This is a genomic window from Dorea sp. AM10-31 (assembly GCF_003435815.1).
GTDB classification, from domain to species: Bacteria; Bacillota; Clostridia; order Lachnospirales; family Lachnospiraceae; genus Dorea_D; species Dorea_D hominis.
The window spans coordinates 512091-525254 of the sequence record NZ_QTUV01000002.1; the positions used below are offsets into that span (position 1 = coordinate 512091).

General features: G+C 43.1%; 9 protein-coding genes. 3 read left to right on the forward strand and 6 right to left on the reverse strand.

Annotation, left to right across the window (positions count from 1 at the left end):
* Positions 1–44 precede the first annotated feature (44 nt).
* From DW125_RS14000 to DW125_RS05625, 4 genes are all read right to left on the reverse strand, one after another.
* Positions 45–659, reverse strand: a complete 615-nt coding sequence (locus tag DW125_RS14000) for a PBECR4 domain-containing protein (protein ID WP_021861365.1) — start codon at positions 657–659, stop codon at positions 45–47.
* Between the two features lie 281 nt (positions 660–940).
* Positions 941–2275 carry an NADP-specific glutamate dehydrogenase gene (gene gdhA, locus DW125_RS05615; protein ID WP_021861366.1) on the reverse strand — a complete coding sequence of 445 codons (1335 nt, stop codon included), beginning with the start codon at positions 2273–2275 and terminating at the stop codon, positions 941–943.
* Between the two features lie 265 nt (positions 2276–2540).
* Complete coding sequence (locus tag DW125_RS05620; protein ID WP_117537349.1) at positions 2541–6308, reverse strand: phosphoribosylformylglycinamidine synthase; 3768 nt, start codon at positions 6306–6308, stop codon at positions 2541–2543.
* Positions 6309–6468: 160 nt separating this feature from the next.
* Positions 6469–7242 carry a TIGR01906 family membrane protein gene (locus tag DW125_RS05625; protein ID WP_117537350.1) on the reverse strand — a complete coding sequence of 258 codons (774 nt, stop codon included), beginning with the start codon at positions 7240–7242 and terminating at the stop codon, positions 6469–6471.
* Positions 7243–7411: 169 nt separating this feature from the next.
* Here DW125_RS05625 and DW125_RS05630 point away from each other — a divergent pair, with 169 nt between their 5' ends.
* Entirely contained in the window at positions 7412–8305 is an 894-nt protein-coding gene (locus DW125_RS05630; RefSeq protein ID WP_021861369.1) for a LysR family transcriptional regulator, read from the forward strand.
* Here the strand turns inward: DW125_RS05630 and DW125_RS05635 are convergent.
* Both DW125_RS05635 and argS read right to left on the reverse strand, forming a co-directional pair.
* Positions 8280–9443 carry an alanyl-tRNA editing protein gene (locus tag DW125_RS05635; RefSeq protein ID WP_117537351.1) on the reverse strand — a complete coding sequence of 388 codons (1164 nt, stop codon included), beginning with the start codon at positions 9441–9443 and terminating at the stop codon, positions 8280–8282. The two genes, DW125_RS05630 and DW125_RS05635, sit on opposite strands and share 26 nt — an antisense overlap.
* 123 nt (positions 9444–9566) lie before the next feature.
* Positions 9567–11333, reverse strand: a complete 1767-nt coding sequence (gene argS / locus DW125_RS05640) for an arginine--tRNA ligase (protein WP_117537352.1) — start codon at positions 11331–11333, stop codon at positions 9567–9569.
* A 279-nt stretch (positions 11334–11612) separates the two neighbouring features.
* Here argS and DW125_RS05645 point away from each other — a divergent pair, with 279 nt between their 5' ends.
* Entirely contained in the window at positions 11613–12518 is a 906-nt protein-coding gene (locus tag DW125_RS05645; protein ID WP_117537353.1) for a deoxyribonuclease IV, read from the forward strand.
* A gap of 22 nt (positions 12519–12540) precedes the next feature.
* Complete coding sequence (locus DW125_RS05650) at positions 12541–13164, forward strand: GNAT family N-acetyltransferase (protein ID WP_226976963.1); 624 nt, start codon at positions 12541–12543, stop codon at positions 13162–13164.

The window sequence follows — 13164 nt, forward strand, 5'->3', positions numbered from 1 at the left end:
GCTTCTCTTCCCCCTCGTGATCATACCGCTTGCATGCAATGTCGCTATCTTACAATTTCAATTCTTTTTCTTATATCTTCTTCTAACTTCAACTTACCAATCTCTTGCCCTTTTGAAAGGTATGTACATTTATTATAACATTTCTCTTTATAGCTTTTTGAAAAAATTGCAAGAACTTTATTTGTTGGGTTAGACAATCGTTTTACATCTTCATTGTATAATGTTACTGGATAATCCACACGATTTCCATTACGAAAACCAACACTTAATATCGCTTTTGTATCACCAACAAAATAATCTGCCCGAATATATACCCCACTATTAATAAATTCTCCAACTAGACAATGATGAGACATAAGCTTAGAAAGACATGGTAATACCATTAATTTCTGTTGCACCTTCCCTTTATTATCAATTTCAAAATCTCTTTCTGCTAATTTAGACTCCAAACATGCCGCATAAAATTGTTGTGCAGATAACTTAGTCTTTACTCCTGTTAAATGTAAAAAGTTCATATCACGAAAACCGATTTCTACTGTTTTAGTAAGTGATTTTTTCTGATAAACAATCAAAAAGTGCTTATTATTCAATTTTTCTTCATATTCTTTTGCTGCATGTACAATAATTTTTATTGCTGATTTTTTATCATATTTTTTCATTTGTATTCCCCACTATACAAAAAAGGTTGCCCTCTCGGACAACCTTTTCTAATTCTGATATTGCTGATTTTACTGTTGTCTGCCAACGTTCCGCCCCACTATGTGCGGTTTAACTGTAGAGTTTTTCTGTTGCTCTCCAACCTGCCAGCCAACGAACTGGCTAAAATGTCAGATTTTTAAGGTGTCAGCTCACCCAGACAGACGCATCTGTCTTTACAATATTATTATACGAATCAATAATTTTAATGTCAAGTATATGACTAATTTTAAACTTTTTTCTCTTACACGATTCCCTGAGCGGTCATAGCGTCTACAACCTTCTCAAATCCTGCGATGTTAGCGCCTGCTACATAGTTACCTTCCATTCCGTAACGTTTTGCAGCTTCGTCCATGTTATGGCAGATATTTACCATGATGTCTTTTAATTTGGCATCTACTTCTTCAAATGTCCAGCTTAATCTCTCGCTGTTCTGTGACATCTCCAATGCAGATGTTGCAACTCCACCGGCGTTGGCAGCTTTACCAGGTGCGAAGATCACTCCGTTCTCCTGCAGATACTGTGTTGCTTCGTATGTAGTAGGCATGTTCGCACCTTCGCATACAGCTACGCATCCGTTAGCTACTAACTGTTTTGCATCTTCCAGATGTAATTCGTTCTGTGTTGCGCAAGGAAGAGCCAGGTCAACTTTTACTGACCACACGCCGCGTCCTTCATGATATTCTGAGTTCGGACGATATTTCTTATACTCTGTCAGTCTTGCACGGTTTACTTCTTTGATCTCTTTTAATGCAGCTACATCGATTCCTTCCGGATCGTATACCCATCCTGTAGAATCGCTGACTGTTACAACTTTTGCTCCAAGCTGCTGTGCTTTCTCTGTTGCGTAGATTGCTACGTTACCGGATCCGGATACTGCTGCTGTCATTCCCTTTAAGTCTTTTCCGTTAATCTTCAGAAGTTCTTCTGTTAAATAAAGAAGACCATATCCTGTAGCTTCTGTTCTTGCTAAAGATCCGCCATAGCTTAATCCCTTACCTGTAAGAACGCCTTCATACAGTCCGCGGATTCTCTTGTACTGTCCGAACATGTAACCGATCTCTCTTGCTCCTGTTCCGATATCTCCGGCAGGAACATCTGTGTCTGCTCCAATATATTTGCAAAGTTCTGTCATAAAGCTCTGGCAGAATGCCATAACTTCTCTGTCTGATTTGCCCTTCGGATCGAAATCAGAACCACCTTTACCTCCGCCGATCGGGAGTCCTGTTAGGGAGTTCTTGAAGATCTGCTCAAATCCGAGGAACTTGATGATTCCAAGATTTACAGATGGGTGAAGACGTAAGCCTCCTTTGTATGGTCCGATTGCACTGTTGAACTGTACACGGTATCCTGTATTCACCTGTACCTGTCCTTTGTCGTCTACCCACGGTACGCGGAACTTAAACTGTCTCTCTGGTTCTACAAGTCTCTCCAGTAAGGCGTCTTTTCTGAACTTCTCTTCATTCGCCTCAACTACCACTCTCAATGATTCTAATACTTCTTTTACTGCCTGGTGGAATTCTGGTTCAGCAGGGTTCTTAGCTACTACTCTTTCCAGTACTTCATCAACATATGACATAACCTTGTTACCTCCTAAATCTTTCTGTCTCAAAAAAACATCCTTTTAAAAAGAAAACGGATGGACAAATCCACCCGTTTTTCTCTGACGTCTTTGTCCTTTATCATTGTAAAGGAAAAGAGTGCATATGGCAAGTATTTTTTTTACAAATTTTGCAGTTTTTTGCAACATTTATTTGTACTACTTGCAAAAATATTGATTTTATTTCATTTTAGTTGATTCTTTTTCGCTTTTAGTGAAACAGATTGCGCTCTAAGTTTCACTTTTATTTAAAGTATGCAACACCGGATTCGAAGATCTTCAGATCCTGTTCTCCGTAAATATTCATAGCTACACTTCTGTCACGTCTCTCGGAATGTGCCATCTTACCGAATACACGTCCGTCCGGACTTGTGATACCTTCGATCGCGCAGTAAGAACCGTTGACATTCCATTCTTCATTCATCGTAACATTTCCTTCCGGATCACAGTACTGTGTTGCTACCTGTCCGTTTGCAAAGAGTTTCTTAAGCCACTCTTCATTTGCTACGAATCGTCCCTCTCCGTGGGATGCCGGGTTCGTGTATACACCTCCAAGCTCTGCCTGTGCAAGCCATGGGGATTTGTTGGATACAACTTTTGTATACACCATCTTGGAGATATGACGTCCGATCGTATTGTAAGTCAGTGTCGGTGCATCTGTATTCTGTCCGGTAACTGCTCCGTTCGGAACCAGTCCCAGTTTGACAAGTGCCTGGAATCCATTGCACACACCGAGTACCAGTCCGTCTCTTTCATTTAACAGCTTCTCTACTGCTTCTTTCATCTTCGCATTCTGGAAAGCAGTTGCGAAGAATTTAGCGGAACCGTCCGGCTCATCTCCTGCACTGAATCCACCCGGGAACATGATGATCTGGGACTGTGCGATTGCTTTTTCAAATACATCTACAGAATCTACGATGTCGGCTGCATTCTGGTTGCGGAAGACTTTGACAATCGTCTTCGCTCCTGCACGCTCAAATGCTTTCGCGCTGTCAAACTCGCAGTTTGTTCCAGGGAATACCGGGATAAATACAGTCGGCTGTGCAATCTTGTGTGTGCAGATGTGGATATCGGATGCTTTGTATACATCACTCTTCACTGCTTCTTCCTGTCCTTCTGCTCCGGAGTTGGTTGGGAATACTTTCTCCAGTGGCTCTTTCCATGCTGCTTCTGCATCTGCTTCTGTCAGTTTCACCTCTTTGTATGCGAATACAGCATCTGCATTTACTTCACCGATCACCGTGTACGGGATTGTCAGTGTGTCTACTTTATCTGCCGGTACTTCTGCGATAATATCACCAAATGCCGGTGCAAACAGGTCTTTTGCATCTACGCTGTCGCAGATGGTAACACCCATACGGTTACCGAATGCCATCTTGCTGACTGCGGATACGATTCCGTGTCTGTCTAATGCGTAAGCAGATACGATCTTGCCGCTTCTGATGTCGTCTGTGAATTTACCGTAAGCATCCATTACTTTTGCATATTCCGGTACGTCGTATTCATCTGTCGGAATCTGCATCCATACGAGTTTATTTCCTGCTGCTTTTAATTCCGGTGTGATGATGTCTTTTTCTGTTGCCACATCTACTGCGAAGGAAACCAGTGTCGGCGGTACATCGATATCTTCAAATGTTCCGGACATACTGTCTTTTCCTCCGATAGATGGAAGTCCGAATCCGAGCTGTGCATTGTAAGCACCGAGCAGTGCTGCGAACGGCTGACTCCATCTGGTCGGATCTTCTGTCATTCTGCGGAAATACTCCTGGAATGTGAAACGGATCTTGCTGTAATCTCCACCTGCTGCCACAATCTTCGCAACAGACTCTGTCACTGCGTAAATAGCTCCGTGGTATGGGCTCCATGTAGACAGATATGGATCAAATCCGTAACTCATCATCGTAACGGTATCGCAGTCTCCTGTCAGTACCGGAAGTTTTGCAACCATTGCCTGTGTCTCTGTCAGCTGGTATTTTCCACCGTGCGGCATGAATACGGAAGCTGCTCCGATAGAACCGTCGAACATCTCTACAAGACCTTTCTGTGAGCATACGTTCAGGTCTTTTAATGTCTCTAACCATTTTGCTTTGACATCTTTTACTTCTTCTCTTGTAAGAATCGTATCTTTGCGGCTTGGGATCTCTACAGTAACCGTTGTCTCCTGATGCGCTCCGTTTGTATCAAGGAAGGCACGGGATAAGTTGACGATCTCTTTTCCTCTCCAGGAAAGTACCAGTCTCGGCTCTTCTGTTACTACAGCTACCTTTGTTGCCTCTAAGTTTTCTTCTGCTGCATAGTTCATAAATGTATCGACATCTTTTGGATCTACGACAACAGCCATACGCTCCTGGGACTCGGAAATAGCGATCTCTGTTCCGTCAAGTCCGGCATATTTCTTCGGCACTTTATCCAGATCGATCTGCAGTCCGTCTGCAAGTTCTCCGATGGCAACGGATACACCACCTGCACCGAAGTCGTTACATTTCTTGATTAATTTACTTACTTCTTCTCTGCGGAACATACGCTGGATCTTACGCTCTGTCGGTGCGTTACCTTTCTGTACTTCTGCACCGCATGTCTCGATGGACTCTTCGGTATGTACTTTGGATGATCCGGTTGCTCCACCGCATCCGTCACGTCCGGTACGTCCGCCGAGGAGAATGATGATATCTCCCGGATCAGATGTTTCACGGATAACGGCACGTCTCGGTGCTGCTCCGAGAACGGCTCCGATCTCCATACGTTTTGCAACGTAGTTCGGATGATAGATCTCTTTGACTGCTCCGGTTGCAAGTCCGATCTGGTTTCCGTAAGAGCTGTATCCATGTGCTGCTTCACGAACCAGTTTCTTCTGCGGCAGCTTTCCTTTCATCGTATCTTTGACAGATACGGTCGGATCTGCTGCTCCGGTTACACGCATTGCCTGATATACATAAGTACGTCCTGACAGTGGATCACGGATAGCTCCTCCAAGGCAGGTCGCAGCTCCACCGAATGGCTCGATCTCTGTCGGGTGGTTGTGTGTCTCGTTTTTAAAGTTTACGAGCCACTCTTCTTCTACACCGTCCACTTTGATCGGTACTACGATACTGCATGCGTTGATCTCGTCAGATTCTTCCTGATCTTCAAGCTTGCCTTCTTTTTTCAGTTTACGCATTGCCATCAGCGCAAGATCCATCAGGCATACGAATTTATCTTCTCTGCCTTTGAAAATCTCACTGTGGTCTGCAAGATACTGTCTGTATGTCTCTTCCAGTGGTGCCTTATAGTCTCCGTCCTCGAACTTCACATCTGTAAGCTCGGTAGAGAATGTTGTATGACGGCAGTGATCGGACCAATAGGTGTCCAGAACACGGATCTCTGTCATGGATGGATCTCTGTCCTCTTCCTTTTTGAAATAATTCTGAATATGCTGGAAATCCTTGAATGTCATGGCAAGTCCAAGGGACGCATATAATTCTTTCAGTTCGGCTTCTGCCATATCTTTGAATCCGTCAAAGATCTTCACATCTGCCGGCTCTTCGAATTTTGTAACGAGTGTCTCCGGAATCTGCTCCTGTGCTTCTCTGGAATCTACCGGGTTGATGCAGTGTGCTTTTACTGCCTCGAACTCTTCCTCGGAGATCGCGCCCTCGGCGCCAACAATTACGTAAGTTGTCGCTGTCTTGATCACCGGCTGCTCATCCTCTTTGATAAACTGGATACACTGTACTGCAGAGTCTGCTCTCTGGTCGAACTGTCCCGGCAGGAACTCTACGGAAAATACTTTTGCATTCTCTGTCTCCGGGAATGCATTATGATATAAGATATCTACCGGTGGTTCGGAAAAGATACCATTGCATGCTTTTTCAAATGTATCATCGGAAATATTCTCCACGTCATAACGAATCAGAATCCGGACTTCTTTGATATCACGGATTCCAAGATAATTCTTGATCTCATGCTTAAGATCCTTTGCCTGTACTGCAAATTCAGGCTTTTTCTCCACGTAAACTCGTCTTACACTACTCATACAATTTCCTCCATTTGTACTCTTTTACTAGTCATTAGTTACATTGTAACACATTTTATTTTATTAATAAAATTAATATACATAAATATTTTTATTAGTATATCTTATTAATCTATCTTATAATCTATGTAATATGTGTGGCTATATCTTATTTTACAACTTATCTGTTCTTAGCCATATACGACCTTTTCCGGTTGCACATACAGTTCCATATAAATAGCATAGCCCACAATATGATCACAGCCACGCCAAATGTAAGCAGGATCCGAAATGCCATGTCCGAGAAGAACCCTTCCGGCAGCATCCGGATCATATAATCCGTCCCCGCATCAAACAGCCACAGTTTATTTGTAAAAATCAATTCGTGAAATAAGGTAAATGTCGCCGAGAAATCTCTGACACATGCGGCGGCGATTACTGCTACGATTGCCACAAAGATTCCAAGTGCTGTCGTATATCCTCGAAAAAGGATTGTACGCAACCGCCACTGTTTTGCCTGTACCCCTGCTGTCTGCCGATCTTTTATTTTCAGATATTTCTTACATACATATAATACTGCAAGCAAAAACGCTGCTACTGCTGTGGCAAATCTCCGTACGATTCTTCCTTTATGAAAGAGTACCTGTACATCTGCCATATGTTCCCGGTCCTGTCTGTTGAAGAAATCCTGCATTTTACCCTCCACCGGAACTTCCACAGAGAGTTTTTCTTCCTTTCCATCCAGATATGCCATCATATGTTCCGTAACTTCCATCAGATCAGATATTTTCATATCCAGTGCTTTCGCGACCGTATATTTCTCATATTCTTTTTGATAAAAATGATACTCCGAATCACCGTATATGGCAATTTGAATACTTGTCACCAGTATGATGATAAGCAGAGCAAACATAGACATTGCCGCTAATACAGTATATATCATATTTCGTTTCATATTTCTTGTTTTCTCCGTTTATTTTTTCGATTCTTCCTGCCTGATACCTGATTCTTCTAATAATCTGTATTTTCACACTCTATTCTTATTCTAGCATATCCATTCTTGTAATTCACTTGTTTTTCACTTATAATAATTCCAATATTTATAAGGAGGTCTTATAAAATCTATGAATAACAAAACAGATATTAATTTTGAGTTGTACAAAGTTTTTTATTATGTAGCGACTACCTTAAGCTTCTCCGAAGCTGCCGGTAAGCTTTTTATCTCCCAGTCTGCAGTCAGTCAGTCCATCAAGACACTGGAAAAGAAACTGAATCAGACGCTGTTTATTCGCAGTACAAAAAAAGTCCGTCTCACTCCGGAAGGGGAGATCCTCCTGCGCCACATTGAGCCTGCCGTACAGTTGATCGTGCGCGGAGAATCGCAATTATTGGAAGCCTCCTCCGGAATCGGTCAGCTCCGCATCGGCGCAAGCGATACGATCTGCCGGTATTTCCTCGTTCCTTATCTGGAACAGTTTCACAAGGCTTTTCCTGGGACGCACATCAAAGTTACCAATGCTACTTCCATCCGCTGTGTAGAACTTCTGCGGAGCGGGCAGGTCGATCTGATTGTAGTGAATTTTCCGAACAGTCATCTGGACTCTATGTTCACGTCCACAACCATACATGACTTTCAGGATGTATTTATTGCAGATGAAACTTTCAAGGAACTGCGCGGCCGGAAAATGTCCTATCAGGAACTGCTGAAGTATCCAATCCTCATGCTGGATAAGAACAGCACGACCAGCGAATATCTGCATGCATTGTTCCAGCAGCATCAACTGGATCTTGTTCCGGAAGTGGAATTAAGCAGCAACGACCTGCTCATCGACCTTGCCCGCATCGGTCTTGGGATTGCATTTATCCCGGATTACTGCCTGACCAAAATGCCGGAAGATCTCTTTCTTCTGGAAATGAAAGAGGAACTTCCAAAAAGAAAACTGGCACTGGCTTATAACAGCCATGTACCAGTCTCCAAAGCCGCCGTAGAATTTATGCATCTGCTTCAGCCTGTATAAATGTTCTTATTTCGACTTCTTTTCCTTTCAGGGAACCCTGCGTCATCTCCGGTTTTCCGCCGCCTCTTCCCTGGAAGGAAGCATTAAGGTTCTTACTCATCGGACGGACATCCGTCTCCCTGCTTCCGATGACGTAACGATAACCGTCTGCATCATTTCCCGCAAATACCGCAACAATCTTCGCTCCTCTTTCCAGAAGCTGATTCATCAGCTCCCGCGGTCCATTACCTGAAAGATCGGCGTCAAATACTGTCACAATCGGTACGTCCACCGGAATCTCTTTTGCACGGTAAGCAAGAAGCTTTCCTGACAGATCTGCCACTTTGCTTTTTAATGCTGTCTGCTCTTCCTTCATATGGTGGACTGCATCTGCAATCTCCAGTTCCTTCGCACAGAGCAGTGCGGAGATCTCTTTTCCATTTGCATCTTTTGCTTCGTAATCTTTCAGCGCACGCACACCACATAACATTGTGATACGTTCGCCGCCTTTATAATTTACCATATTTACCAGCTTGAGCATCCCGATCTCGCCGGTCTTCTTTACGTGCGGAGCACAGCAGGCACATACATCATACCCCGGAACCGTTACGATCCTTACCTGTCCTTCAATCTCGATCTTGCTCCGATAATCCATATTTGCCAGCTCTTCTTTGGACGGATAGGTCACTACAATGTCTATGTTCTTCCAGACTGCCTGGTTCGCTGCCAGCTCAATCTCTCTTAATTGCTCTTTTGTCAGTGTTCCATCAAAATCCATCGTGCAGTAATCACTCCCAAGATGAAATCCGACATTGTTATAACCGAATCTTTCATGCACCAGCCCGGATACGATATGTTCTCCGGTATGCTGCTGCATCTTCTCAAAACGTTCTTCCCAGTTGATCTTACCGGTTACAGTTTTACCGGCTTCCAGTGCCTTCTCTGTCGTATGATAGATGATGCCTTCCTTCTCATGTACATCTAGCACACGTACATCATCCAGCATTCCGGTGTCTGCATACTGACCGCCGCCTTCCGGGAAGAAGGCGGTGCGATCTAATACAACCTTATACTGTTCTTTATATGGTTCGCAGGAGATGACTTTTGCTGTAAACTCCTTCAGATGACTGTCTTCGTAAAATAATTTCTCTGTCTCCATATTTTTCCTCACTTGTGTATTCAAGAATGCCCTCGGCATTCTTGCTGCGAGATGCACGTCATGCAACGCATGACATATTCTTCTGTGCATCTCTGCAATCCTGCCGGAGGCTATATCAGATGATTACATTCTCTCCGGTGCTTCAAATCCTAATACGTCAATGCATGCTTCCAGTACTTCTTTTGTAAGGATCAGAAGTGAGATGTAGCTTTCTTTCTTCTTCGCGTCTTCTTCTGCAAGGATCTTCGTTCCGTGATAGAAACGGTTAAATGCATTGGAAAGATCGTAAATATATGCACAAATCTTGTGCGGTGCCAGTTCTTCAAATGCATTCTCCAGCACTTCGTTGTATTTTGCGACTTCCAACATCAGTGCTTTCTCACTGTCTGATGTTGCCGGAAGAAGTGTAATATCTTCTACATTACCGCCCTGCTCTTTGTACTTGTTCAGGATAGACTTGATTCGCACGATCGTGTACAGAATGTACGGTCCTGTATTTCCTTCAAAGGAAGTGAAACGGTCTACATCGAATACATAGTCTTTGGCTGCCTGGTTGGACAGGTCTCCGTATTTGATCGCGGAAAGTCCGACAATCTTCGCTGTCTCTTTTGCTTCTTCTTCTGACACTGTACGATTATCTGTAATTTTCTTATACATCTCTTCATCGATCTCTGCGATCAGATTCTCCAGACGCATAACGCCACCTTCTCTTGTCTTAAACGGTTTACCGTCTTTGCCATTCATCGTTCCAAAACCTAAGAATGACAGTTTTGTCTCTTCCGGTACGATTCCAGTCTTCTTGGCAGCGCGGAATACCTGTACAAAGTGCAGTTCCTGACGTTTATCTACTACATAAACAACCTGATCCGGATGGTAATCCTGTGTTCTCTGTACTAATGTTGCAAGATCCGTTGTTCCATATAAAGAAGCGCCATCTGATTTCTGGATCATACATGGTGGAATCTCTTTTGTATCGGACTCTTCCTGTACATCGATAACAAGTGCTCCATCATCAATGTGGGCATATCCTTCTTTTTTCAGGCGCTCGATCATATCCGGGATGTATGCCTGTGCATCAGACTCACCCTTCCAGAGATCAAATTCTACATTCAGATTCGCATAATTTTTCTTAAGGTCAGCTACAGAAATATGCATGATATGATTCCAGATTGCTGTATATCCGCGATGACCATTCTGTAATAAATATGTTGCATGCAATGCTTCTTCACGGTATGCATCATCTTCTTTGGCTTTACCGCTTGCAGTCGGATAAATCTCTTCCAGTTCTCCGATGGTAAATGGTGCTTCTTCCGGATACTCTCCTTCAAATGCATCATCAAAATATGGCAGATCCGGCTGTCTCTTGCGAAGCTCTGTGATAATCAGTCCCATCTGGTATCCCCAGTCGCCGAGATGAATATCTCCTAATACTTTATGTCCTGCTTTTCTTGCGATACGCTTCACACTCTCGCCGATAACTGCAGAACGAAGATGTCCGACATGTAACGGTTTTGCTACATTCGGTCCGCCGTAATCGATTACGATCGTCTTTGGTTCTTTTGCCTGTTCCAGTCCAAGATTCTCATCTTTTTTCATGTCATTTAAGTATGCAGCAACTGCATCTTCATTTAACTTAATATTGATAAATCCTGGTTTTACAACCTCGATCTCTCCAATATATGTTTTATCTGTTAAATTTGCAAGAACATCCTCTGCGATCATAAACGGTGCTTTTTTATATTTCTTCGCTCCAGCCATTGCTCCGTTACACTGATATTCACAGAGATCCGGACGGTTGGAAAGCGTTACTTTTGCCAGTGCACAATCATATCCTGCCTTGTCAAAGGCTGCGGCAATTTCCTGTTCCACAAGATTAATAATTTTATCCATGTTTTTCCTCCTACTCATTCTTCCTTGCCATTTCAGAAGTCTTCCTTTTTTAATATATCTACGTCCAGACAGACTTCTGAACATAATATGTATTCTAACACAAGACAATCCCCTCAACAACCTCAATCCTCTCTCTTCTTGTAAAAAAATACAATTTGTGTTACGATATCAAGAATTTGATGCCAGGGTCAAAAAGCCTGAAATCGCGATGTGCTTGCGCAGGAGTAGTTTTATGGCTTAATGGTCCTCAATATAAATAAATACAAAAGGAGTATGATTATGTTACTAGGTTCACATGTCGGCATGTCCGGCAAGGCAATGCTCTTAGGTTCTGCGAAAGAAGCAGTCTCCTACGGAGCGAATACATTTATGTTCTATACAGGTGCACCACAGAATACCCGCCGCAAAGACATTTCCGAATTAAATATTGATGCTGCATGGGAATATATGCATGCACAGGGCATTGAACAGATCGTTGTTCATGCACCATATATTATTAATCTTGGCAATTCCGTAAAGCCGGAAACTTTTGAACTGGCTGTCAATTTTCTACGGACAGAGATCGAACGGACGAGGGCCTGCAAAAGCCATGTGCTGATCCTGCATCCGGGCGCTCATGTCGGTGCCGGTACAGATGTCGGTATTTCACAGATTATCAAAGGATTAAATGAAGTACTTACACCTGACATGGATCTTCAGATCGCACTGGAAACAATGGCTGGAAAAGGATCTGAAATCGGCAGAAATTTTGAAGAGCTCGCACGTATTATCGATGGGGTTACTTACAATGAAAAATTAAGTGTATGTTTTGATACCTGTCACACGCACGACAGCGGTTATGATATCGCACATGATTTTGACGGTGTAATACAGAAATTTGACCATATTATCGGGAAAGAACGTATTGCCGTTTTTCATATTAACGACAGCAAAAATGTCTGCGGTGCTGCCAAAGACCGCCATGCTAATATCGGCTTCGGCGAGATTGGTTTTGATGCATTATCCTATATCGTGCATCATCCGGATTTTGCTGATGTCCCAAAGATACTGGAGACGCCTTATATCCCTTCACAAGTCAAGGAGAAGAAATCTTACGCACCGTACAAATATGAGATTGAGATGTTGAAAGAAAATCATTTCAACCCAGATGTACAGGAACAGATTCTGCGCGATGCGGAAAAATAACTGAAACGGGAGAACTGCCACTATGGAAACTACTATGAACGAAAACCTCAAAGAAACTGACGTCAAAATTGAAACCGCTTCCGAAGATGATGCAAAAGAACTTCTCGATATTTATGCACCATACATTCTGGAAACCGCAATTACTTTTGAATATACGATTCCTTCTGTAGACGAATTTCGTGAACGCATCCGAAATACGCTGACAAAATATCCGTATATCAAAGCTGTTCATAACGGCAGTATCGTAGGTTATGCATACGCTTCTGCTTTCCATCCGCGGGCTGCCTATGGCTGGGCAATTGAGACTTCTATCTATGTGAAGAAAGATGCCAGAAAGATGGGACTGGGCAAGAAATTATATGCCGTTCTGGAAAGCATTCTGAAAAAGCAGGGCTTTCTGAATCTGAATGCATGCATTGCCTGCCCGAAGATTGATGACGAATACTTAACCCGCAACAGCATCAATTTCCATGAACATCTAGGTTATCGTTTTGTCGGTGAGTTTGAAAAATGCGGTTATAAATTTGGCCGCTGGTACAACATGGTCTGGATGGAGAAGCACATCGGCGAACATCTCACCGAACAGCCACCGGTTATTCCATTCCCGGAACTTAAAGATTTACCGGTACTTAAAGAATTATCGTAA